This is a genomic window from Herbaspirillum sp. (assembly GCF_035644555.1).
GTDB lineage: Bacteria > Pseudomonadota > Gammaproteobacteria > Burkholderiales > Burkholderiaceae_D > Herbaspirillum.
In genome coordinates, this window is record NZ_DASQOH010000009.1 from 12,615 (window position 1) to 34,661 (window position 22,047).

22 protein-coding genes are annotated in these 22,047 nt (G+C 63.8%); 10 read left to right on the forward strand and 12 right to left on the reverse strand.

From position 1 onward, the window contains the following. Together VE092_RS03550 and gpmA are read right to left on the reverse strand one after the other, a co-directional pair. The gene (locus VE092_RS03550; RefSeq protein WP_324873978.1) at positions 1–1,377 is read right to left on the reverse strand and encodes a murein hydrolase activator EnvC family protein; all 1,377 of its coding nucleotides are present in this window, start codon (positions 1,375–1,377) and stop codon (positions 1–3) included. Between the two features lie 128 nt (positions 1,378–1,505). Beyond that, complete coding sequence (gene gpmA, locus VE092_RS03555) at positions 1,506–2,252, reverse strand: 2,3-diphosphoglycerate-dependent phosphoglycerate mutase (RefSeq protein WP_006464885.1); 747 nt, start codon at positions 2,250–2,252, stop codon at positions 1,506–1,508. Positions 2,253–2,407: 155 nt separating this feature from the next. Between gpmA and VE092_RS03560 the strand changes: the two genes are divergently transcribed. The 5 genes from VE092_RS03560 (at position 2,408) to VE092_RS03580 (ending at position 5,210) form a co-directional block, all read left to right on the forward strand. Then, positions 2,408–2,821 (forward strand): rhodanese-like domain-containing protein, encoded by a 414-nt coding sequence (locus VE092_RS03560; protein ID WP_324873914.1) that lies wholly within the window; start codon positions 2,408–2,410, stop codon positions 2,819–2,821. Beyond that, positions 2,818–3,078 carry a glutaredoxin 3 gene (gene grxC / locus VE092_RS03565; protein WP_324873916.1) on the forward strand — a complete coding sequence of 87 codons (261 nt, stop codon included), beginning with the start codon at positions 2,818–2,820 and terminating at the stop codon, positions 3,076–3,078. The genes VE092_RS03560 and grxC overlap by 4 nt, the downstream gene beginning before the upstream one ends. A gap of 53 nt (positions 3,079–3,131) precedes the next feature. Further along, positions 3,132–3,626 (forward strand): protein-export chaperone SecB, encoded by a 495-nt coding sequence (secB, locus tag VE092_RS03570; protein WP_324873918.1) that lies wholly within the window; start codon positions 3,132–3,134, stop codon positions 3,624–3,626. A gap of 118 nt (positions 3,627–3,744) precedes the next feature. Continuing rightward, a complete protein-coding gene (locus VE092_RS03575) occupies positions 3,745–4,194 on the forward strand; it encodes an SH3 domain-containing protein (RefSeq protein WP_324873920.1) in 450 nt (149 codons plus the stop codon). An 11-nt stretch (positions 4,195–4,205) separates the two neighbouring features. Beyond that, positions 4,206–5,210 (forward strand): NAD(P)H-dependent glycerol-3-phosphate dehydrogenase, encoded by a 1,005-nt coding sequence (locus tag VE092_RS03580; RefSeq protein ID WP_324873922.1) that lies wholly within the window; start codon positions 4,206–4,208, stop codon positions 5,208–5,210. 130 nt (positions 5,211–5,340) lie between these two features. On the opposite strand, the gene VE092_RS03585 is transcribed toward VE092_RS03580, so the two are convergent. The 6 genes from VE092_RS03585 to VE092_RS03610 all read right to left on the reverse strand — a co-directional run bounded on the left by VE092_RS03585 (position 5,341) and on the right by VE092_RS03610 (position 11,807). Continuing rightward, a complete protein-coding gene (locus tag VE092_RS03585) occupies positions 5,341–5,595 on the reverse strand; it encodes a hypothetical protein (protein WP_006464891.1) in 255 nt (84 codons plus the stop codon). A 438-nt stretch (positions 5,596–6,033) separates the two neighbouring features. Beyond that, positions 6,034–6,624 (reverse strand): GNAT family N-acetyltransferase, encoded by a 591-nt coding sequence (locus VE092_RS03590; RefSeq protein ID WP_241813697.1) that lies wholly within the window; start codon positions 6,622–6,624, stop codon positions 6,034–6,036. Between the two features lie 76 nt (positions 6,625–6,700). Further along, positions 6,701–7,348, reverse strand: coding sequence for an HAD-IA family hydrolase (locus tag VE092_RS03595; protein WP_324873927.1), 648 nt, complete (start codon positions 7,346–7,348; stop codon positions 6,701–6,703). 59 nt (positions 7,349–7,407) lie between these two features. Beyond that, complete coding sequence (gene ccsB / locus VE092_RS03600) at positions 7,408–8,562, reverse strand: c-type cytochrome biogenesis protein CcsB (RefSeq protein WP_324873929.1); 1,155 nt, start codon at positions 8,560–8,562, stop codon at positions 7,408–7,410. 108 nt (positions 8,563–8,670) lie between these two features. Next, positions 8,671–10,842, reverse strand: a complete 2,172-nt coding sequence (locus VE092_RS03605) for a cytochrome c biogenesis protein ResB (RefSeq protein ID WP_324873931.1) — start codon at positions 10,840–10,842, stop codon at positions 8,671–8,673. 302 nt (positions 10,843–11,144) lie between these two features. Next, positions 11,145–11,807 carry a c-type cytochrome gene (locus tag VE092_RS03610; RefSeq protein WP_324873933.1) on the reverse strand — a complete coding sequence of 221 codons (663 nt, stop codon included), beginning with the start codon at positions 11,805–11,807 and terminating at the stop codon, positions 11,145–11,147. Between the two features lie 204 nt (positions 11,808–12,011). On the opposite strand from VE092_RS03610, the gene yihA reads away from it, so the two are divergent. The 4 genes from yihA to VE092_RS03630 all read left to right on the forward strand — a co-directional run bounded on the left by yihA (position 12,012) and on the right by VE092_RS03630 (position 15,652). Beyond that, the gene (gene yihA / locus VE092_RS03615) at positions 12,012–12,755 is read left to right on the forward strand and encodes a ribosome biogenesis GTP-binding protein YihA/YsxC (protein WP_324873936.1); all 744 of its coding nucleotides are present in this window, start codon (positions 12,012–12,014) and stop codon (positions 12,753–12,755) included. A 293-nt stretch (positions 12,756–13,048) separates the two neighbouring features. After that, the gene (gene hemB, locus VE092_RS03620; protein WP_324873938.1) at positions 13,049–14,068 is read left to right on the forward strand and encodes a porphobilinogen synthase; all 1,020 of its coding nucleotides are present in this window, start codon (positions 13,049–13,051) and stop codon (positions 14,066–14,068) included. 25 nt (positions 14,069–14,093) lie between these two features. After that, positions 14,094–15,074 carry an RNA polymerase sigma factor SigJ gene (gene sigJ / locus VE092_RS03625; RefSeq protein WP_324873940.1) on the forward strand — a complete coding sequence of 327 codons (981 nt, stop codon included), beginning with the start codon at positions 14,094–14,096 and terminating at the stop codon, positions 15,072–15,074. Positions 15,075–15,190: 116 nt separating this feature from the next. Beyond that, the gene (locus tag VE092_RS03630) at positions 15,191–15,652 is read left to right on the forward strand and encodes a carboxymuconolactone decarboxylase family protein (RefSeq protein WP_006464900.1); all 462 of its coding nucleotides are present in this window, start codon (positions 15,191–15,193) and stop codon (positions 15,650–15,652) included. A gap of 150 nt (positions 15,653–15,802) precedes the next feature. Here the strand turns inward: VE092_RS03630 and VE092_RS03635 are convergent, their stop codons facing one another. The 3 genes from VE092_RS03635 to VE092_RS03645 form a co-directional block, all read right to left on the reverse strand. Further along, entirely contained in the window at positions 15,803–17,017 is a 1,215-nt protein-coding gene (locus VE092_RS03635; RefSeq protein ID WP_324873943.1) for an ABC transporter substrate-binding protein, read from the reverse strand. 116 nt (positions 17,018–17,133) lie between these two features. Continuing rightward, positions 17,134–18,723, reverse strand: coding sequence for an aldehyde dehydrogenase (NADP(+)) (locus VE092_RS03640; RefSeq protein ID WP_324873945.1), 1,590 nt, complete (start codon positions 18,721–18,723; stop codon positions 17,134–17,136). Between the two features lie 143 nt (positions 18,724–18,866). Further along, positions 18,867–20,006 (reverse strand): iron-containing alcohol dehydrogenase, encoded by a 1,140-nt coding sequence (locus VE092_RS03645; RefSeq protein WP_077234957.1) that lies wholly within the window; start codon positions 20,004–20,006, stop codon positions 18,867–18,869. A 269-nt stretch (positions 20,007–20,275) separates the two neighbouring features. Here VE092_RS03645 and VE092_RS03650 point away from each other — a divergent pair, with 269 nt between their 5' ends. Beyond that, positions 20,276–21,220, forward strand: coding sequence for a LysR family transcriptional regulator (locus tag VE092_RS03650; RefSeq protein ID WP_324873948.1), 945 nt, complete (start codon positions 20,276–20,278; stop codon positions 21,218–21,220). An 82-nt stretch (positions 21,221–21,302) separates the two neighbouring features. Here the strand turns inward: VE092_RS03650 and VE092_RS03655 are convergent, their stop codons facing one another. Then, positions 21,303–21,941, reverse strand: coding sequence for a peroxiredoxin (locus VE092_RS03655; protein WP_241813700.1), 639 nt, complete (start codon positions 21,939–21,941; stop codon positions 21,303–21,305). Positions 21,942–22,047 lie beyond the last annotated feature (106 nt).

Below are 22,047 nucleotides of genomic sequence, written 5' to 3' on the forward strand. Positions count from 1 at the left end.
TCACCTAGTAGTTACCCACCCCAGTGGGTCGAATGCGCGGCCTTGATACCGCATTTCAAAGTATAAACCCGATTGCTCGTTACCGCCGCTGTTGCCTGCAGTGGCGATGGTGTCGCCCGCCTTTACCACATCGCCGGCGCGCTTGAGCACCGACTGGTTGTTGCCATAAATCGTCATGTACTGGTTGCCGTGATCCACGATGATCAGGTTGCCGAAGCCGCGCAACCAGTCGGCGAAGACCACCCGTCCTCCGGCCACGGCGCGCACTTCCGCGCCTTCGTGGGCGCGGATGAACAGGCCGCGGCTGGCCGGCCCGTCGCCCCGGCGGCTGCCGAATTTCGAGACCAGGTCTCCCTTGACCGGCAGGTGCAGCTGCCCGCGCAGGCTGGCGAAGGGCTTGCCGAAATTGTCCGACTGCGGCTCGGGCAGGGTGTCGTTGCGCCCCAGGGAGGCACTTTGCGGCGGTTCGTCGTCGTCGATGGCGTCGGCCGGATCGGGCTGCTTCGGTACCGGCTTGCCTTCCTTGGCAGCCCGTGCCGCTTCGGCGGCGCGCTCGGCGGCCCGGGCACGTTGCTCGGCCAGACGCTTCTCGCGTTCGGCCCTGGCTTTGGCCAATTGTTCCTGGCGCCGCTTCTCGCGGGCTTCGGCTTCGGCCTTTTTCTGCTGCTCGATGATCTGCGCCAGCTTGTCCACCAGGCTGGAGAGGCGCTGCTGGTCCTGCTCGATGCGACCGACCTCCTGGCGCTGGGCATTGAGCTTGGTGGAGAGCTGTGACAGCAGGGTCTGGCGACGGCCCTTTTCGCGCTCCAGGACCTTCTTCTGTTCCAGTTCTTCCTGGGCGATTTCTTCCAGTTCGTACTTGGCGTTCTGGGTGTCGGCCTTGTTGGCGCGGATGGCCTGCTGGTTGGCGCGCAGGGTTTCGATCAGCCTGGCCTGGGCCTGGGAGACATAGCCCATGTACTGCAATTCGCGGTTGATGCGATTGGGATTGTCGCCGGAGAGCAGCAGCTTGATGCGGTCTTCGTTGCCGGCCACGTATTGCTCGCGCAGCAGCCTGGAAAGCTGGGCCTGCTGGGCATTGACCAGGGCGGTGAGCTCATTGAGCTGCTTGACCAGTTGTGCCAGGCGGGACTCGGTTTCCTGCTGTTCCTGGGCCAGGTCGCGCAGGGAACGATTGGCCTTGGAGATGGCCTGTTCGGAGACGGCGAGCGCGTCGGCGGCGTTGTCCTTGGCGGTTTCGGTCTGGTCGATGTCGCGCTTCAGATTGGCCAGGCGCTGCTGCAGGTCGGCCCGTTCCTTCTCGGCGGCCTGCTTCTGGCGGGTCCGCTCGGTGATCGGCTGGGCCTGCACCACCATGGCCAGCAGCAGGCAGGCCATGCCGCCCAGCAGGGCGCGCGCAGGCAGCCGCAGCGCACCGGCCAACAGGCCGGGACGCGCTGGTGCTGTGCACTTGCCGGGAACGGACGCGGCCTGTGCGGCCGGCGTCCTGCTGGAGAAACGCAGTTTTATTTCGACTTCCCTTGGTTGGCCACGGCCTTGAGTGCAGCCTCGATGGCGGACTGGTCGCCCAGGTAGTAGCTCTTGATGGGCTTCAGATCGGCGTCCAGTTCATAGACCAGCGGCTGGCCGTTGGGGATGTTCAGGCCGACGATGTCGTTGTCGCTGATGCCGTCGAGGTACTTGATCAGGGCGCGCAGGCTGTTGCCGTGGGCGGAGATGATGATCTGCTTGCCGGCGCGGATGGCCGGGGCGATGGAGTCGTTCCAGGCCGGCAGCACGCGGGCCACGGTGTCCTTGAGGCATTCGGTCAGCGGCACCTGTTCGCGTGAGAGGCCGGCGTAGCGGGCGTCGCCGAAGGCATCGCGCTCTTCACCCGGGGTCAGCGGATTGGGCGGGGTATCGTAGCTGCGACGCCAGACCAGCACCTGCTCGTCGCCGTACTGGGCGGCGGTCTCGGCCTTGTTCAGGCCTTGCAGGGCACCGTAGTGGCGTTCGTTGAGGCGCCAGTCGTTCTTGATGGGGATGTACATCTGGTCCATTTCATCCAGCGTGGTCCAGAGGGTGCGGATGGCGCGCTTCAACACCGAGGTATAGGCCAGGTCGAAGGAGAAACCGGCTTCCTTGAGCAGCTTGCCGGCCTGGCGGGCTTCGGCCACGCCTTTTTCGGTGAGGTCGACGTCGACCCAGCCGGTGAAGCGGTTGGCCAGGTTCCAGGTCGATTCGCCGTGGCGCATGAATACGATTTTGTACATAGCGGGACTAGTTTCTGATGATGGAGAAAGCGATGCGGTTGCCCCAAGGTCGACTACGCCGGATCGGGTGCAGATCTTAGACTGTTCGGTCCGGATGCAAACCGCCAATGCTTCTATTTTATAATGCCGGGATTCAGTAAACTCATTGGACTGCCGTGAAATTCATCATCGACAATATTTTCCTGATCGCCCTGGCCTTGGTCTCGGGCGGTGCCCTGCTGGTTCCCTACCTGCAACAGCGCGGCAACAAGCTCAGCCTGCTGCAGGCCACGCAGATGCTCAACCAGGGCAAGGTGCTGGTGCTGGACGTGCGTGACCCCGAGCAATTCGGCGCCGGCCACCTGCGCGATGCCCGCAATATCCCGCTCAAGGAGTTGCCGCAGCGCATCGGCGAACTGGACAAGATGAAGGGCCGTCCGGTGATCGTGGTCTGCCAGAACGGCACCCAGGCCAATCGCGCCGAGGCATCGCTGAAGAAGGCCGGCTTCACCGAAGTCTACGGACTCAACGGCGGTATCGCCGCCTGGCAGGGACAGGGCCTGCCACTGACCACCAAGGAGGCCAAATGAGCGCCGCAGTGACGATGTATTGCACCGCCGTGTGCCCGTATTGCATGATGGCCGAGCGCCTGCTCGCCAGCAAGGGGATCACGCAGATCGACAAGATCCGCGTCGACCTCGAACCTCAGCAGCGTGAGCTGATGATGCAAAAGACCGGCCGCCGCACCGTGCCGCAGATCTATATCGGCGACACCCATGTCGGCGGTTTCGACGATCTGAACGCACTGGATCGCGCCGGCAAGCTGGACCCGCTGCTGCAAGCCTGACGCCAGGGCAGCAAACCTCCCTCTTATCGTTTCATCGAACCTGAAAGAAATCCATGTCGGAACAGAACCAAGAAGCCCAACAGCAAGCCGTTTTCCAGATCCAGCGCGTCTACCTGAAGGACCTGTCGCTGGAACAACCGAATTCCCCGGCCATCTTCCTGGAGCAGGAAGCCCCCTCGATCGAAGTGTCGGTGGACGTCGGTGCCGAGGCGCTGGCTGAAGGCGTCTTCGAATCGACCGTGACCATCACCGTGACCGCCAAGGTCAAGGACAAGGTCGCCTTCCTGGTCGAGGGCAAGCAAGCCGGCATCTTCGAGATCCGCAACGTGCCCGCCGAACAGCTGGACCCGCTGCTGGGCATCGGCTGCCCCAACATCATCTACCCGTACCTGCGCGCCAACATCGCCGACGCCATCACCCGCGCCGGTTTCCCGCCGGTGCACCTGGCCGAGATCAACTTCGAGGTGTTCTACCAGCAGCGCCTGCAGGCGCTGGCCGAGCAGCAAGGCGCCACCCTGGTCAACAACGGTTCCACCGCCGTCAACTGATCCTGCTTCAAGTATCTGTCCGCCTGCCTGACGGTCGCACCCTCTGCGGCCGTCCGGCACGACATCAAGCCGCCGCAGCCCGCGCTGCGGCGCTTTCCCTTCCGCGGAGACTTTCCCGATGAAACGCCTGTCCCTGATTCTTTGCGCCACCCTGTTCGGCGCCTTCATGGCCAAGGATGCCCTGGCCCTGGACTTCAAGTCGGTCGGTGCGGCCCCCGCCATCATGTACGACGCCCCTTCCGAGAAAGGTCGTCGCGTCTACGTCGCACCGCGCGGCATGCCGGTGGAGGTGGTCCTGACCTATGGCGAATGGAGCAAGGTCAGGGATGCTGCCGGCACCCTTTCCTGGGTGCAGTCCAAGACGCTGACCCCCAAACGCATGCTGGTGGTGTCGGTGGCCAACGCGCGCGTCTTCAGCGCCGCCGATGAAGCCAGCCCAGTGGTCTTCAGCGCCGACAAGTCGGTCCTGCTGGAGATGGTCGAGAGCCCCAACAACGGCTGGGTCAAGGTACGCCATCGCGACGGCCAGAGCGGCTTCGTGAAAGCCGGCGATGTCTGGGGCGACTGAACGGACCGACGATGAAGATCACCATTCTGGGCGCCGGCGCATGGGGTACGGCACTGGCCATCCCGCTGGCACGCAAGCATCAGGTCGTGCTGTGGGGCCGCAATGCCCAGGCCATGCAGGAAGCCGACCAGCAGCGCGAAAACCGCCTCTACCTGCCCGGATTTGCACTGCCGCCGGAACTGCAGGTCGGTGCCGATTTCGACGCCGCAGTACAGCACGTCTGCGCCGACCCGGCCGGATCGCTGCTGATTGCGGCATCGTCGGTATCGGGCCTGCGCGAACTGGCCGGCCAGCTGCGCAGTTATCCGATTCCCAACCTGGTCTGGCTGTGCAAGGGGCTGGAAGAAGGCACGCGCCTGTTGCCGCATCAGGTCGTGCAGGAGGTCCTGGGCAGCGACCTGCCGGCCGGCGTGCTGTCGGGGCCGTCCTTTGCGCAGGAAGTGGCGCGCGGCCTGCCTTGCGCGCTGACCATCGCCGGTGCCGACGCGGCCCTATGCGAGCGCGTGGTCAAGGCCGTGCATGGCAACAATATCCGCATTTATTCCAGCGATGACCTGGTGGGGGTGGAGATTGGCGGCGCGGTCAAGAACATCCTGGCCATCGCCACTGGCGTGGCCGATGGCCTGCAGCTGGGATTGAATGCCCGTGCTGCGCTGATCACCCGCGGTCTGGCAGAAATCACGAGGCTGGGGGTGGCACTGGGCGGGCGTCCCGAAACCTTCATGGGACTGTCGGGCGTGGGAGACCTGATCCTGACCTGCACCGGCGACCTTTCACGCAACCGGCGCGTGGGGCTGGGGCTGGCGCAGAACAAGAAGCTGGAAGATATCGTGACCGAGCTGGGTCACGTTGCCGAAGGCGTGCGCTGTGCGCAGGCGGTACGCGAACTAGCGCGGGAAAAGGGTGTGGAGATGCCGATCACCAATGCGGTAGCGGCGGCCCTGTTCGATGGCGTCTCGGTGCAGGAAATGGTTGCCCGGCTGCTGGCACGGGACCCGCGCGAGGAAAATCTCTAGGCCTGGACCTCCAGGCTTGGCCCCCGGGGCTGCGTGGCGAAAATTCAGAAAACCTCACGCCAGCGGCCCATGCTGGAGAAAATGACAGCCGGAGCAGACCTGCCTCCGGCTGTTTTTCATTCTGCAGGCATCAACGCGCGATGATGTCGCTTTCCATCTTGGGACGTTTGAAGCGCTGGGGCGAACCGCCCTCCAGCGCGTCATCCATCTGCTTGGAGATCTTGTCGTAACGCGCGTTGCAATCATCGTCCTGATGTACCGCCTCGGCACCCTTGAGGCGCTTGGCCAGGCGGGAAGTACGCGCTTCCCCGCCCATGACGTATTGTTGGGCGGCGCGGCCGGCGTGATTATTGTTCGTGGTCTTGTTGCGTTGTATGGCTTGCATCGTATTTCCTCTTACGTCGCTGACGCTCAACGTTCTCCCGTCCTGAGTTTTTTTCGGGAGAACACGCAGCGCCCCGGAAGATGTTGCTTGCTGCCTGATTCCGGGAAACTGCTCCAGATACATAAAGCGCTACGTTTCTTGACAGCGCTTTAGCTATGTAACGCCCGAGCAGCGATTTGGAATACGTGAAAAGTCAGTATTTTGTCAGCCAAATCGAAATTACTTCACGACAATCTTTTCATGCGGCCCCGCAAAAACGGCGCAAACCCGCAACCATCAAGGCTGACAGCGCTGTCAGAATGGACTGGATTGTGCAGGTTTTCAGAGCAAGGACTGACCAAAAATTTTGTTGCGAAACGTATCTTTATTTCAGTTCAGGCGACGAAAAAGCGACAGAAAATTACCTGCCGGCATTTTTATCGGGGGATGCGACAGCGTTCAGGTATGGACCGGTACCGGCCGTCCCAGGTCGCTTGGGACCAGAGAAAAGACGGTGGCATCGCGTGGCTCGCCATGAAATACCAGGCGATTGCGGGCCAGGCATTCCAGCGTCGCCCCGGTTTTCTCCGCGACCCGCTGGCTGCGCAGATTGCCGGCCTGGGCCACGATCTCCAGGCGGGTGAGACCGGTCTTGGCAAAGGCGAAAGCGGCCGCGGCCCGGGCCGCCACGGCGGCGATGCCGCGGCCGGTATAACCTTCACGGATCCAATAGCCCAGGTTGGCCATCTGGTTCAGCTGGCTGACCTGATTGACGGCAACCGACCCGATCACCAGGCCATTGGTGCGATCGATGATGTTGAAGTCATAGGCAGCATGGACCTGCCATTGCTCGATGGCGCGCTGCAGGAACAGCTTGGCGTCGACCAGGCTGTAGTCCGGGGTGCACCAGGCCTCCCACTGGCTGATCGCCTGCATCGATTGGCGCACGGCGTCGAACAAGGCCGGCGCTTCGCGCAAACCCAGGGGGCGCACTTCGATGGCCCGGTCGCAATAGATGATCTGCCGTTCGCGGTCGATGGGGTGGAGCATGCTTTCCAAGGTTAGCCAGGGTGAAAAGTGTGAATGATCTTACCGAAGCCGGCCATTGCTTGGAAAGCCTGCGCGCTCAGGCAAGCTGCGCATGCAGTTGTCCGAGGTGGGTGATGACGGCCACGCCGGTGGGAAGCTCCGGGTGCGGCGCATGCTCCTGCAGGGCGATCACCTTCATGCCAGCCGCCAGACCCGCCTGCACGCCCGGCAAGCTGTCCTCCACCACCGCGCAGCGCTGCGGCGGTACGCCCAGCCGTTCGGCGGCAAACAGGAAGAGCGCGGGATCGGGTTTCCAGCGCTGCACATCGTAGGCGCTGAAGATACGCCCGGCGAAATGCGGCAGCAGGCCGGTCACGCGCAGGCACAGCTCGATCTTGTGATGCGGCGCGTTGGAGGCCAGGGCGAAGGGCAGGTGCAGCTTTTCCAGCATCTCCACGGCACCGCTGATCGGCTGCAGGTGCTGCTCCAGCAGGCTACCCATCAGCGCGCGCAATTCTTCTTCGAAATGGGCGGGCAGCGCCTGGCCGTGCAATTGTTCGATGTGCGAAATGCACCACTTCATGCTCACGCCCCGAAAGCGCGCCAGCGCTTCCTCCGCGCTCAGGCTCACGCCATAGCTGGCCACGTACTCGGACCAGGCCCGCGCCGCCACCACTTCGCTGTCGACCAGGGTGCCGTCGCAATCGAAGATGACCAGTTCCGGCGTCAGGGTGCTGTCGTTCATGCTTGCTCCTTATGGTTCAGGGGGGCGAGGCCGCCCTGATCAAGGAGCCGCCGACGCCATCAAAGTTCGCCGTAGGAATGCAGGCCCGAGAGGAACATGTTGACTCCCAGGAAAGCGAAGGTCGTCACCAGCAGGCCGACCAGCGCCCACCAGGCGGCAGCACGGCCGCGCAGGCCCTTCATGAGGCGCATGTGCAGCCAGGCCGCGTAGTTGAGCCAGACGATGAGCGCCCAGGTTTCCTTCGGGTCCCACGACCAGTAGCCGCCCCAGGCTTCGGCCGCCCACAGCGCACCCAGGATGGTGGCGATGGTGAAGAAGGCGAAACCGACGGCGATGGCCTTGTACATCACATCATCCAGCACCTCCAGCGGGGGCAGGCGATCGGCCAGGTAGCCACGCTCGCGCAGCAGATAGGCCACGGCCACCATGGCGGCCAGGGCGAAGGTGCCATAACCGATGAAATTGGCCGGAACGTGGATCTTCATCCACCAGCTTTGCAGCGCCGGTACCAGAGGCTGGATCTCGGCCGCATCCCGCGAGACGGTATACCACATCAGGAAGCCCACCGCCGCCGTGATGACAGTCAGCACGAAGGCGCCCAGTTGGCGGGTGGCGTAACGTTCTTCGTAATACAGGTAGAACAGCGCCGTGATCAGGCAGAACAGGATGAAGACTTCATACAGGTTGGAAATGGGGATGTGGCCCACGTCCGGCCCGATCAGGTAGGACTCGTACCAGCGCACCATCAGCCCGGTAAAACCCAGCACCACGGCCGCCCAGCACAGGCGCGAGCCGATGGCGTTGCCGGTGCCGGCGGTGGTGGCCAGGCCGCCCCAGTAGAACAGGGTGGACAGGCAGAACAGCGCACTCATCCAGAGAATGGCTGACTGGCTGGAGAGCATGTATTTCAGGAAGAACTTCTTGTCGGCCAGCTCCAGTGCGCCGCCGTACATGGCGATGGCACCCAGCGAGAGCACCGCGATCACCACCATCAGCAGGCGTACCGGTTTCCAGTGCCAGCCCAGCCAGGCGAAGGTGGGCGCGGCCAACAGCAGCACCGCCTTCTCGTAGTAATCCATGTAGGCGCCGAAGCGCCCGAAGGCGTACAGCGAACCGGCCACCAGCAGGGCGGCGTAGAGCCAGTCCACGATGCTGAGGCGGCGGAAGAAGCCCTGTTCTTCAGAATAGGCCTGGTTTGCTTGGGTCAGTTCCATTGTGTTCTCCACTGCTGCTGTCCCGGGCGGTGCCAGCCAAAGCGGCTGGCGCGCTGATCTGCCCCGGATGATAACCGCCATACGTCGGCGGCATGTTCAATCGCATGTTCAATCTTTACCGGTCCCGGTTGCGGCCGGCGATGCCGCCCCCGAGAGGCGGCCCTTCATCTGCTCGAATTCCTTGTCGAAGTCCAGCGTACGGCGCTGGGTGCTCATGGCCATCAGCGCCTGGCTGCCCTGGCCATCGGCGGCCGGCTTGATCCAGATCCACAGACGGCGCTCGCGGATGTACAGCATCGCGAACACCCCCAGCACCAGGAACAGACAGCCCAGGTAGACCACCTTCTTGCCCGGCGAACGCGTCACCTGCAGCACAGATGCCTTGATCTCCTGGAAGCCCGATAGTTGCAGGAACACCGGGGCCGGATAGAAGGCGGCATCAGCCAGCGCATTGATGGAAAGCTGCAGGAAGCGACCATGCTTCTCGTCGCTGCTCACCGCCGCCAGGCCATCCTTGGCGCGGGCCGCCTGCCACAGCTCCCACATGCTGCCGTTGAGGATCTTCATGAAGATATCGGCGGCCTTTTCCTGTTCGGCCGACGGCAGTTGCTCCAGGAAGCGGGTCACGGCGATATAGCCGGACACCTTGCCATCACCGGCGAAGATGGACAGCCCGCGCAGCGCCGACTGCTGCAGCTGCTCGCGCAGCACCGGCGAGGCGTCGCGCCCGCTGCTGATGGCCTGCTGGGCATAGCGGCGAGCCGCTTCCTCGCGCAGCGCCGGGTTGGCCAGGGCGGCGCGCAGGCGCATCCACTCGGCCACGCTGTCATTGTCGTCAGCCGGGATGCGCAGGTAGCGGAAAGGCTGGTCGGGCTGCTCGCGCATGCCGGCCAGGAAGACATCGGCGCCGTCGATGGGCAGCGACTGCATGTAGTTGAAATACTCGCGGGCCTGGCCGGTCTTGTCGCGCAACTTGTATTGCACACTCGGACCGACGTTCTTGAAGTCCTTGCTGTTGGCATTCTTGGCACTGGAGCCCAGGTGCTTGTCCAGGCCTTCGATGAAGCCGCGATTGACGTTCTTGCCGACGTTGACCGCGCGCGCATCACCCGAGGTGGAGCCCGCAGTGGAACCCGAGGCCGCAGCCTGCATGTTCTCTACGTTGAAGGGGCGGAAGCCGCTCCATTCGATCGTGTAATCCCCCAGACCGGCTGGCAGCGGAGTGCTGCCATTGACTTCGCCGGCCAGCTCGAAATGGCTGTTGGTGCCGCCCCGCATCGGATAGCCGACCAGCTTGAGCTTGCTGCCGCCATCCTCGAAACTGGACTGGTAGATCGCCACGCCCTTGTAGATCAGCGGCTCGTTGACCTTGATGGTGGCGGCGGTCTCGCGGCCGGTCTCATGGTCGCGCACCACCACTTCGCTGGCGAACAGCTTGGGCATGCCGGTGGAGTAGAAATCGATGATGAAGCGCTTGAGCGTGATGGTGAAGGGCAGGTCCTGGATCATCACGCCATCCTTTTGCGGAATGATGGCCGTGCTGCTGCTGGAGCCTTCCGGAATCAGCGTATTGCCACGGAAGGTCGGGTTGTTCAGGCCCAGGCGATAGCGTTCAGGAATCTCGGAAATGATGCCGTTGCCGGCGAAGGCTTGCTTGCCATAGAACCACTGCTGGAAGCGGATCGGCAGATCGGAGTCGAGCAAGCCCCCCAGGCAGATGATGACGATGGCCGCGTGCGCGAAGATGTAGCCCCACTTGTTGGCCGCGCCCTGCTTGGCCGCCAGCAGCATTGCGCCATCCCGGTCGGCCAGCCTGGTCTTGTAGCCCTTGGACCCCACCTGCCGCACCAGTCGGGCCGCAGCCTCGGCCGGCGACTCGCCGCTCTGCCACTCGTGCTTGTGATGGAAATTGCGCAGCGACTGCTCGCGCACGTTGTCGCGCCAGCTCTTGGCGTCGCGCAGCATCTTGGGACCGTTGCGGGCGATGCACAGCGAGGTCGACAGCACCAGGAAACCCATGATCAGCAGGAACCACCAGGCCGAATAGACCGTGTACAGACCCACCTTGGCGAAGATCTCGAACCAGAACGGGCCGAACTGGTTGACGTAGTTGGGCATCGGCTCGTTCTGCTTCATCACCGTGCCGATCACCGAGGCGATGGCGATCAGCGTCAACAGGCTGATGGCAAAGCGCATCGATGAGATCAGTTCGACCGCCTCGCCCAACCAGCGCTGGCGGGTCCTGATCTGGATTCCTTGGGTACTGCTGCCCGTCGTCATATTCCTGCCTTACCGGACCGGGCCTGCCGGTTCCGCTTACCTGGGGGGGCGCCTTGCCGGTCGGCAAAGCGATGCGAACCCGGATTTTACCGCTCCGGACGAAAGTCCGTGATACGCCGTGGGTGATAGGCCCCCACACCATCCGGGTATGGCGCTGCGCAAACCCGGAAGAGCCGGGCGCAGCGGGCTCCATCTTGAGCCCCGCCGGCCTGGCGTGCCACGACCTGCGTCAATGCGGATGAAAAAAGGCGGCCCCGGGGCCGCCTTCGCTGTTGCCGTCCTCGCGCCGCCTGCTGCGGGACTTACTTCAGGCCGGCGATGTAATCCGCCACGGCCTTGATTTCCTTGTCCGACAGGCGTTCGGCGATGCTGGTCATCTGCACGCTGTTGGTACGCGCGCCACCGCGGAAGTTGGTCAGCTGGGCCACCGTGTAATCCTGGTGCTGGCCGGCCAGGCGCGGATACTGGGCCGGGATGCCGGCACCATTGGGGCTGTGGCAGCCTGCGCAGGCCGGCACGTTCTTGGCGGCGATGCCACCGCGCCAGATGTGCTTGCCCAGGTCGATGGTGTCCTTGTTCTTGGCGGCGCCCGGCTTGGGCGCCTGGGCGGCCAGGTAGGCCGCGACGTTATGGATGTCCTCGTCCGACAAGGCCTTGGCCATCGGCGACATCACCGGATTGTTGCGCTCCGGGGTGCGGAAATTGAGCAATTGCTTGGCGATGTAGGCCTCGTGCTGGCCTGCCAGTTTCGGGTTCTGGGTGATGGTCGAATTGCCGGCTGCGCCGTGGCAGGATACGCAGGCCACGATGTTGCGCGCATTGTCGCCATTGGTGTAGAGCGCTTCGCCCTTGGCCGGATCGGCCTTGATCGGGGACTTCTTCTCGTCAGCCGCGTGGGCTGCGCTGGCCACTGCCAGGATGGCAGCAAAAACGGAGTACAACAGTGGGGAAAAGGCACGGTTCATTCGTCACCCTAATACTTATTGTGGAATTGAGAGATTTTGCCCGTTCGGCGGCTAGCTGCCCCTAAACCAAATGCCCGTCGTTTGACCTGTCTCCAATGGCCGCCATATTTTTTACTTGCCCGGCGTCAACGAGGCGTTGGGTTTCGGGCCATTGTACAATAGCTTCTCCGCGTTTTTCCCTCCTCTTTCGGATTTCCCCCCACCATGTCGCAACTTTGGCAAGCCCGCTTCTTCACCACCGTCAATCATCTGCGGGACCTGCCCAAGACCAGTGTGCCCGAGATCGCCTTCGCCGGCCGCTCCAATGCCGGCAAATCCAGTGCCATCAACGTGCTGTGCAACCAGAAGCGCCTGGCCTTCGCCTCCAAGACGCCGGGCCGTACCCAGCACATCAACTATTTCTCCATCGGCGGCGCCCATGTGGGGCAGCACCGCAACGACGAGGCGCGCCCCGACCAGATCCGCGCCATGCTGGTGGACTTGCCCGGTTACGGCTATGCCGAGGTCTCCGGTTCGGCCAAGCACCACTGGCAAGCCCTGCTGGGCGACTATGTGCGCCAGCGCGAACAACTGGCGGCGCTGGTGATGATCGTCGATTCACGTCGCCCCTTCACCGACCTGGATATCCAGATGATCGAGTGGTTCGCGCCCACCGGCAAACCCATCCATTGCATCCTCAGCAAGGCCGACAAGCTCAACCGCAGTGAATCCACCAATGCCCTGCGTCAGGCCCAGACCTACCTGCAAAGCTATGTGGATGAAAAAGGCCAGCCCTTCCCGTTCACGGTGCAGCTGTTTTCCGCCCTCAAGCGGACCGGACTGCAGGAAGCCAATGACAAGATTCTCGAACTGGCCGGTCTGAACGAAGACATCGACCCGGCCGGCGATCCCGACGAAGGCACCGTCCAGGCCGATACCGACATCGATCCCCATACGCAGCAGGCCTGATTGCCGACAAGGCGCGATCCTGCGAACCGGAGTACAAAGCCATGGATAAAAAAAACCCCGGAGAACAGGGATATTCTCCGGGCCAGAACGCCTTTCGCTTGCACGATCGGCCCCGCTCAGGGAGGGAAGGGGAAGCGGGGGGCAAATGAATTACCCGCAGCCAAGATACGGCATATCGCTCGCAAGTTGGCCACATTGCAGATCAAAGCTGCCAATTATCGGAAGTTAGCGATATTTACCTAGAAAATATTTCAAGATAGCCTCAAGTCACCTCAATTTTTGAAAGCCTACTCATGTCTTTGACCGACTTCAGCTCCAACTCCGCCTACCCTGCCCTGCGCATGCGCCGCATGCGCCGCGATGCCTTCTCGCGCGCGCTGATGGCCGAAAACGTCATCACCAGCGCCGACCTGATCTATCCGGTATTCGTGCAGGAAGGTCAGAACCTGCGCACCCCCGTGGCCTCGCTGCCGGGCGTGGAACGGCTGTCGCTGGATGCGCTGCTGCCGGTGGCCGAAGAATGCGTGAAGCTGGGCGTGCCGGTGCTGGCGCTGTTCCCGGTGATCGATCCGGCCCTGAAAACGCCCGATGGCATCGAAGCCACCAACCCGGATGGCCTGGTGCCGCGTGTGGTGCGGGCGCTGAAGGAGCGCTTCCCCGAACTGGGCGTGCTGTGTGACGTGGCGCTGGACCCCTACACCAGCCACGGCCAGGACGGCGTACTGGACGAGACCGGCTACATCCTCAACGATGAAACCATCGCGCTGCTGGTCAGGCAGGCGCAAACCCAGGCCGATGCCGGCGTGGACGTGGTCGCCCCCTCGGACATGATGGACGGCCGCATCGCCGCCATCCGCGCCATGCTGGAAGCCAAGGGCCACATCTACACCCGCATCATGGCCTACTCGGCCAAGTACGCCTCGGCCTTCTACGGCCCCTTCCGCGATGCGGTCGGCTCGGCCGCCAACCTGGGCAAGGGCAGCAAGGCGACCTATCAGATGGACCCGGCCAACAGCGACGAGGCCCTGCGCGAAGTGGCACTGGACCTCAAGGAAGGCGCCGACATGGTGATGGTCAAGCCGGGCATGCCTTACCTGGACATCGTGCGCCGCGTGAAGGACGAATTCCGCGTGCCCACCTTCGCCTACCAGGTCAGCGGCGAATACGCGATGATCAAGGCCGCCGCCCAGAACGGCTGGCTGGATCACGACAAGACCATGATGGAAGCCATGATGGCCTTCAAGCGCGCCGGCGCCGATGGCGTGCTGACCTACTTCGCGCTGGACATCGCGCGCAAGCTCAAGCAGGGCTGACCCTCGGCACCCGCTGGCTGCGCTGATGGCAGACGATCTCGACCTCTTCACCCGCTACCGGCCGCGCCTGTTCGGCGTGGCCTACCGCATGCTGGCCTCGCGCAGCGATGCCGAAGACGTGCTGCAGGACGCCTGGCTGCGCTGGCATGCCCAGGACCGGCAGCAACTGGAATCGACCGAGGCCTGGCTGGTGACGGTGGTGACGCGGCTGTGCATCGATCGCCTGCGCCAGCTGCAGCAGGAGCGCCAGCACTACGTCGGCCACTGGCTACCGGAACCCCTGGTGGACCTGGCCGAACCGGCCGCCGAGATCGACCTGTACGGCCAGGCCAGCCTGGCGCCTTCGCCGGAGGCGCTGCTGGAGCAGCATAGCGATGTGTCCTTTGCCTACCTGTTGCTGCTGGAACGCCTCAAACCCGAGGAGCGCGCCGCCTTCCTGCTGCGCGAAGTATTCGACAACGACTACCCCGACATCGCCGCCATCCTGCAGAAATCCGAGGCCAGCTGTCGCCAGCTGGTGCACCGCGCCCGCGAACGCCTGTCGCGCCATGATGCCAAATCGGCCGGCGCGCCCGGCAGCGTGTCCCCGCGCACCACCCTGCGCGCGGCTTCCAGTCCGGTCACCCGCGAAACCCACGCCCTGCTGCTGGAAAAGTTCATGCAAGCGGTCCAGAGTGGCCGGCGCGACGCCATGCTGGGCCTGCTGGCGGAGGATGCCCGCCTGATCGGCGACGGCGGCGGCAAGGTCGCTTCCTTCCCCCATCCGCTGGCCGGCGCCGAGCGCATCTCCTGGCTGTACTACGCCAACCTGCGCCGCTTCGGCGAGCGCATCGCCTACCGCGCAGCCTCGGTCAACGGCACGCCGGGCCTGCTGCGCTACGTCGATGGCACACTGGAATCGGCCCAGGTGCTGGAAACCGAGGACGGGCGCATTCGCGAGATCTACGTGGTCCGCAATCCGGACAAGCTGGCGGCCATTGCCCGTCAGCAGCTGGACCAGGCCTGAAAATTCTTTCGCTTCTTTTTTGCGAAAACTGTCACAACACGACACTCCGCTCCGTCTAGTGGAGGAACACCGGCGATTCGCGCCGCTGTCACCTCACCCACTGATGGAGAATTGTCATGTCCGACTTCAAGCAACGTCTGCCCCACGCCAAGCTCGCCGCTCCCGCCTTCAATGCCCTGCTCAAGGCGAGCGAAGCGGTGCACCAGAGCGGGGTCGATCCCAAGCTGCTGGAACTGGTATTCCTGCGCGTCTCCCAACTCAACGGTTGCGCCTTCTGCGCCGACATGCACTCGCATGACCTGCTCAAGAATGGCGAAGACCAGCAGCGCCTCAACACCCTGGCCGCCTGGCGCGAAATCCCCTTCTTCACCGAACAGGAGCGCGCCGCGCTGAACTGGGCCGAACGCTTCACCTATCTGCACCAGCAGGATGGCGAGAAGGACGATGCCGCCTTCGCCCTGCTGCAACAGCACTTCAGCGAGGCCGAGATCGCCAACCTGACCTTCGCAGTGGCCATCATCAACGCCTGGAACCGCCTGGGCGTGGCCATGCGTCCGCAGGTACCGCGCCGCGCCTGAGAGCGCAGCGTCCGGGCGAAAAAAAACGCACCCCGGTCACCCGGGATGCGTAGAACATGGTCCGATCCACATCAGACTTTCTGCTCAAAAAGGGGCGGGCGGCGCACTCACGGGCGGCGCCCTGCTGGTCGTTTCAATAACGGCGCTGGCTTACTTCCAGAGCGCGCACTTGGATTCGGCCTTGGTCATGTAGGCCTGCTCGCCGGGAATGGTCTGCACCAGCTTGTAATAATCCCAGGGGCGCTTGGATTCTGAAGGTTTCTTCACCTCCATCAGATACATGTCATGCACCATGCGGCCGTCCGGACGCACCACGCCATTGCTGGTGAAGAAATCGTTGATGCGGTTCTTGCGCAGGTAATCCATGACCTGGTCCGGATCGGTGCTGCCCACCGCCTTCACCGCCTTCAGATACTGGCCCACGGCCGAGGCATCGCCGGCCTGGAACATGGACGGCATCTTCTTCATCTTCATGAAGTAGCGATTGGCCCAGGCGCGACTCTGGTCGTTGAGGTCCCAGTACCAGCCATCGGTGAGGTACATCCCTTGCGTGAGCTGCAGGCCCAGCGAGTGGGTATCGTTGATGAAGATCAGGAGGCCCGCCAGCTTCATGGTCTTGTTCACGCCGAATTCATTGGCCGCCTTGATGGCATTGATGACGTCGCCACCGGCCACCGCCAGCCCGAGGATCTGGGCCTTGGAGGATTGCGCCTGCAGCAGGAAGGACGAGAAATCCGAGGTCGCCAGCGGGACCCGGGTGGCACCCACGACATTGCCGCCATTGCTCTTGACGACCTCGCTGGTGTCCTTTTCCAGCGAGGTGCCGAAGGCATAGTCGGCCGTCAGGAAGTACCAGGACTTGCCGCCCTGGCGGGTGATGGCCGCCCCTGTGCCGCGCGCCAGCGCCGTGGTGTCGTAGGCGTACTGGATGGTGTAGGCGTTGCATTCCTCGTTGGTCTGGCGGGTGGTACCGGCGCCGACCGAGATGAAGACCTTCTTCTTTTCGCCCGCCACCTTGCCCATGGCCAGGCTGGCCGCCGAGTTCACGCCACCGACCAGCATGTCCACGCCGTCGCGGTCGAACCACTCACGCGCCTTGTTGGCGGCGATGTCGGCCTTGTTCTGGTGGTCGGCAAAGACCAGTTCCACCTTCTTGCCGTTGATGGTGCCGCCGGCATCGGCGATGGCCATGCGGATCGCCTCGACGCCGCCCTGGCCGTCGAAGTCGGCATAGGTGCCGGACATGTCGGTGATGAAGCCGATCTTGATGGTGTCGCCCGCCGCCTGGGCGGAAGGGATGGTGGCTGCGCCGAACAGCGCGCAGACAGTAGCAGACAGCGCAGCGCGCCGGATGGATCTAATCATGGGTCTCCTCCTCTTGGGGTCTTGGGATATTGTTGTTGCGACCCCGCAATCGAGTGCGGGGAAGGTGGAACAGGACCGACGCGAAGGCGTCGGTCCGGGTGCTGCAACGTGCTGGATCAGGCGACGGTGGCGCGGGTCTGCTCACCATCGACCAGGCGCATCAGGCCCAGCGGGTTGGCGTTCTGCAGCGGTGCCGGCAGCATCGCGTCGGGGTAGTTCTGGTAGCACACCGGACGCAGGAAGCGCTCGATGGCCAGCGTACCGACCGAGGTGCCACGGGCGTCGGAGGTGGCCGGATAGGGGCCACCGTGAACCATCGCATCACACACCTCGACACCGGTCGGGAAGCCGTTCAGCAGCAGGCGGCCGGCCTTCTGTTCCAGGATCGCGATCAGGTCCTGGTTGCCTTGCAGATCACCGATCTCGGCTTGCAGGGTGGCGGTCAGCTGGCCGTTCATCTTGGCAGCGAAGTCCAGCAGCTGCTCGCGGCTTTCCAGTTCGACGATGACGGTGGAGGGGCCGAAGACTTCCTCTTCCAGCGGCGCTTCCTTGGAGAACAGCAGTGCGGCGTCGGCCTTGAACAGGTGCGGCACGGCCTGGGTGTAGCTGGTGCCGCCGGTGGCGATCACCTTCACGCCCGGCAACTGGGTCAGGCGTGCGACACCACCGTTGTAGTGGGTCAGGCCGCCGCTGTTGAGCATGGTGGCCGGATTGCTGCCGCCGAAGGCCGCCGACAGCTTTTCGATGAAGGCGGTCAGCTCAGGCGAACGTACGCCCAGCAGCAGGCCCGGGCTGGTGCACAGCTGGCCCACGCCCACCGTGACCGAACCGGCCAGGTCCTTGGCAATGGCGTCACCGCGTACCTTCAGCGCTTCCGACATCAGGATGATGGGGTTGATGCTGGACATCTCGGCAAACACCGGAATCGGTTGCGGGCGGGCAGCCGCCATGTCGCACAGGGCACGGCCGCCACGCAGCGAACCGGTGAAGCCGACTGCCTGGATGCCGGCGCTCTTGACCAACTGGGCACCCACACGGTCGCCATAGATCATGTTGAAGGTACCGGCCGGCATGCCGGTCTTCTTGACGGCGCGCTCGATGGCATCGGCTACCAGTTCGGAGGTCACCAGGTGGCCGGTGTGGGCCTTGAAGACCACCGGGCAGCCGGCGGCCAGGGCGGCGGCGGTATCACCACCGGCCACCGAGAAGGCCAGCGGGAAGTTGCTGGCGCCGAACACGGCCACCGGACCCACGCCGATCTTGTATTGGCGGATGTCCGGACGCGGCAGCGGCTGGCGCTGCGGCAGGGCGGTATCGATGCGCGCGCCGTAGAAGTCGCCACGGCGCAGGACCTTGGCGAACAGGCGCATCTGGCCGCTGGTGCGGGCGCGTTCGCCGGCCAGGCGCGGCGTGGCCGGCAGGGCGGTTTCGCGGGCCACGGCGGCGAGGAAATCGTCACCCAGGGCGTCGATCTCGTCGGCGATGGCTTCCAGGAACTGGGCGCGCTGTTGCGAGGTGGTGGCGCGGTACAGCGGATAGGCCTTCTCCGCCGCATCCACGGCGGCGGCCACTTCGTTTTCGGTGGCGGTCAGGAAGGGGGTCTCGAAGAGCGCGCCGGTGGTCGCGTCCACGCTATGCAGGGCGACGTCGCCCTGACCGCTGCGCTGGCCGCCGATGTAGTTGTGTCCAAGGATCTTGTAGCTCACGATGTGCTCCTGCTGGTTTCGTTGATGCCGCCCTGGTTCGGGTCAGGCATGAGAGCCGCGCCCGCACAATGCGGGAGCAGCTGAGGGGGACTTGCGGGACAGGCCGGCCGTGGCCGCTGCCCTGCGCCGGTCATTGTCGGCCATCACATGGATTGCTGCAGCATCTGCAGGTAATCCTGTTCCGAAGCCTCGCGCGGATTGGTCTTGTGGCTGTGATCGGCCAGCGCGCCCTTGATGATCTGCGGGAACATGGACTCGCTCACGCCCAGTTCACCCAGGCCGGCCGGCAAGCCCAGGCGACGGCTCATGTCGCGGATCGCCGGGCCGATCTCGGCACCGCTGGCCAGGCCCATGGCATGGGCCATGCGCGCCATCTTGTTGTCCTTGACCATGGTCGGCGCGCTTTCGTTGAAGGCGATGATGGCCGGCAGGAAGATGGCATTGAGGGTGCCGTGGTGCAGCTTGGGATTGATGCCGCCCAGCGAGTGCGACAGGCTGTGTACGCAACCCAGGCCCTTCTGGAAGGCCATGGCGCCCTGCATCGAGGCACTCATCATGTTGAGTCGCGCTTCGCGGTCGCCCGGCTCGCGGGTGGCGCGTTCGATATGCGCCCAGGCGCGCCACAGGCCGTCCAGCGCGATACCATCGGCAGGCGGGTTGAAGGACGGTGCCATGAAGGTTTCCAGGCAGTGGGCGATGGCGTCCATGCCGGTGGCGGCGGTCATCAGCGGCGGCAGGCCCAGCGTCAGTTCGGGGTCGCAGATGGCCAGCCGGGGCACCAGGTAGGGCGAGATGATGCCGACCTTGCGGCCGTCGTCCAGGATCAGGATGGCGCCACGGCCGACCTCGCTGCCGGTACCGGCGGTGGTGGGGATGGCGATCACCGGTGCGGTCCTGGCGGTGATGTTGGACAGGCCGCCCTCGATCAGGGCGAACGACTTCAGCGGTCCCTCATGGGTGCCGCAGACCGCCACGCCCTTGGCCAGGTCGATGGAAGAGCCGCCACCCACGGCCACGATACCGTCGCAGCCCTGCTCGCGGAACAGCGCCACGGCCGCACGCACGGCACCTTCGTTGGGGTTGGGCGGGGTCTGGTCGTAGACCACGGCCGCACTGCCCTCCTTGAGCTGCGCCAGGACCTTGTCCAGCAGACCGGCATTGCGGATGCCCATGTCGGTGACCACCAGCGGCTTCTTGATGCCGATGCGATCGCATTCCTGTTGCAGCAGCGCCAGTGCGCCGTAGTCGAACTGGACCTGGGTGATGTAGTTGATGAGTGCCATTAGGGTACCGTTAGATGCAATTAAGCTGCGAATCAAGCTTCGAACCACGCTTCGAACCATGCTGCGATTACATAGCCATGATTCATAGATGTCGCCAGCCAGGCGTGGTCTGGAAGGTGTCGACGCCGTCCTGCGAGCCCGACCTTTTCCCTCTGCGACCTGCTTTTGAAAGCGAGACTCTAAGCCATCGTCCGGCCCTTGGCTAATGAGAGCTGTTGATATGGGTATAACCAAAGCTCATACTGGAGGCCTATTCGAGGATCAACGCCATGCACAATACCCTGCCCTCCCTGGCCTCCATCACCTCCCGCCTGCACCTGCGCCAGTTACGGCTTCTGATTGCCCTGTCCGACCACGGCTCGCTGCTCAAGGCGGCCGAGCAGGTGGCCCTGACCCAACCGGGCGCCAGCAAGGCGCTGCAGGAGATCGAAAGTACCCTGGGGGTGCAACTGTTCACCCGCACCAACCGCGGGCTGGAGCCCACCGAGCTGGGCCATTGCGTGATCCGCTATGCAAGGCTGATCCAGACCGACCTGACCCACCTGCGGGAAGAGATGCTGTCGATCATGCAAGGGCATGGCGGCCGGCTGGCAGTGGGGACCATCATGGGAGCGGTGCCGCTGCTGACCGATGCGCTTACCCGCCTGCTGGAGAGCCATCCCTCGCTGTCGGTGGAGATCGTGGAAGACACCAGTGCCCGATTGCTGCGCCTGCTCGACCAGGGCCGGCTGGATCTGGCGATCTGCCGCACCAGCATCAGCCAACGCCCGGACCTGTATGACGCCTTCAACATCCATGACGAACAACTGGCGGTAGTGGCCAGTGTGCAGCATCCCCTGGCCGGAGCATCCAGTCTGCAACTGGCGGACCTGGTCGATTCGCGATGGGTGGTGTATTCGGCCAACATGCCGATGCGGCTGACGCTGGAGCGGGAATTCCACGACGCCGACCTGCGCTTCCCGCTGCACCTGATGGAGACCACCTCGGCCTTCACCACGCTGTCGCTGCTGCAGAAGAATCCGCACTTCGTGGCCCTGCTGTCGGTGGACGTGGCGCAGTTCTGCACGCGTTTCGGCATGACGCGCATCCTGCCGCTGCAATTGCATACCCGCAGCGAACCCTACCAGCTCGTGACACGGCACGGCACCATGCTCTCGCCGGTGGCACGGCTGTTTATCGACGACTTTGCGCGCACGGTGGCGCCGCAAGAGTGAGCCGGGCCCGGCCTGGTACGCGCCAAACAAAAAGCGCTCCCGCAGGAGCGCTTTTCTCTGGTCCGGCTGACCGCTTGCCGGATTACTTGTTCGGTTGCGGGGTAATGCGCAGGTAAGGGCGCGGCGACTTGTAGCCCTTGGGATATTTCTGCTTGATGACTTCCTCATCCTTGATCGACAGCGGGATGATGACGTCATCGCCGTCCTTCCAGTTACCCGGGGTGGCCACCGTGTAGCCATCGGTCAGTTGCAGGGCATCGATGACGCGCAGCACTTCGTCGAAGTTGCGGCCGGTGCTCATCGGGTAGGTGATGATGAGGCGCACTTTCTTCTTGGGATCGATGACGAACAGCGAACGCACCGTGGCCGTCTCGGACTGGTTGGGGTGGATCATGTCGTAGAGACCGGCGACCTTCTTGTCGACGTCGGCCACGATGGGGAAACCGACCACGGTCTGCTGGGTTTCCTCGATGTCCTTGATCCACTGGTTGTGGGCTTCGGCACCGTCGACCGACAGGGCGATGGCCTTGACGTTGCGCTTGTCGAATTCGGGCTTCAACTTGGCGGTCAGGCCCAGCTCGGTGGTGCAGACCGGCGTGAAGTCGGCCGGGTGGGAGAACAGCACGACCCAGGAATCACCCGCCCAGTCGTGGAATTTGATCTTGCCGATCGAGGATTCTTGCTCGAAATCCGGTGCAGTATCGCCCAGGCGCAGCGTCATGGTGGTCTCCTTGGTTGAACGAGTGAAAAGGGAAAGGGTAGAGGCCGACTATAACCCCTGGCCGGCCCCGGGCCAACGACTATAAAGTGGTATCCAAATAACGCTG

Excerpts from the sequence above, each read along its gene's own strand:
- VE092_RS03605 (WP_324873931.1), bottom strand. The coding sequence starts at position 10,842 with ATGACGACGGGCAGCAGTACCCAAGGAATCCAGATCAGGACCCGCCAG.
- grxC (WP_324873916.1), top strand. The coding sequence starts at position 2,818 with ATGAGCGCCGCAGTGACGATGTATTGCACCGCCGTGTGCCCGTATTGC.
- VE092_RS03630 (WP_006464900.1), top strand. The coding sequence starts at position 15,191 with ATGTCCGACTTCAAGCAACGTCTGCCCCACGCCAAGCTCGCCGCTCCC.
- VE092_RS03550 (WP_324873978.1), bottom strand. The coding sequence starts at position 1,377 with ATGGCCTGCCTGCTGCTGGCCATGGTGGTGCAGGCCCAGCCGATCACC.
- sigJ (WP_324873940.1), top strand. The coding sequence starts at position 14,094 with ATGGCAGACGATCTCGACCTCTTCACCCGCTACCGGCCGCGCCTGTTC.
- gpmA (WP_006464885.1), bottom strand. The coding sequence starts at position 2,252 with ATGTACAAAATCGTATTCATGCGCCACGGCGAATCGACCTGGAACCTG.
- VE092_RS03580 (WP_324873922.1), top strand. The coding sequence starts at position 4,206 with ATGAAGATCACCATTCTGGGCGCCGGCGCATGGGGTACGGCACTGGCC.
- VE092_RS03590 (WP_241813697.1), bottom strand. The coding sequence starts at position 6,624 with ATGCTCCACCCCATCGACCGCGAACGGCAGATCATCTATTGCGACCGG.
- VE092_RS03655 (WP_241813700.1), bottom strand. The coding sequence starts at position 21,941 with ATGACGCTGCGCCTGGGCGATACTGCACCGGATTTCGAGCAAGAATCC.
- yihA (WP_324873936.1), top strand. The coding sequence starts at position 12,012 with ATGTCGCAACTTTGGCAAGCCCGCTTCTTCACCACCGTCAATCATCTG.
- VE092_RS03610 (WP_324873933.1), bottom strand. The coding sequence starts at position 11,807 with ATGAACCGTGCCTTTTCCCCACTGTTGTACTCCGTTTTTGCTGCCATC.
- VE092_RS03595 (WP_324873927.1), bottom strand. The coding sequence starts at position 7,348 with ATGAACGACAGCACCCTGACGCCGGAACTGGTCATCTTCGATTGCGAC.
- VE092_RS03575 (WP_324873920.1), top strand. The coding sequence starts at position 3,745 with ATGAAACGCCTGTCCCTGATTCTTTGCGCCACCCTGTTCGGCGCCTTC.
- ccsB (WP_324873929.1), bottom strand. The coding sequence starts at position 8,562 with ATGGAACTGACCCAAGCAAACCAGGCCTATTCTGAAGAACAGGGCTTC.
- VE092_RS03585 (WP_006464891.1), bottom strand. The coding sequence starts at position 5,595 with ATGCAAGCCATACAACGCAACAAGACCACGAACAATAATCACGCCGGC.
- secB (WP_324873918.1), top strand. The coding sequence starts at position 3,132 with ATGTCGGAACAGAACCAAGAAGCCCAACAGCAAGCCGTTTTCCAGATC.
- VE092_RS03650 (WP_324873948.1), top strand. The coding sequence starts at position 20,276 with ATGCACAATACCCTGCCCTCCCTGGCCTCCATCACCTCCCGCCTGCAC.
- hemB (WP_324873938.1), top strand. The coding sequence starts at position 13,049 with ATGTCTTTGACCGACTTCAGCTCCAACTCCGCCTACCCTGCCCTGCGC.
- VE092_RS03645 (WP_077234957.1), bottom strand. The coding sequence starts at position 20,006 with ATGGCACTCATCAACTACATCACCCAGGTCCAGTTCGACTACGGCGCA.
- VE092_RS03635 (WP_324873943.1), bottom strand. The coding sequence starts at position 17,017 with ATGATTAGATCCATCCGGCGCGCTGCGCTGTCTGCTACTGTCTGCGCG.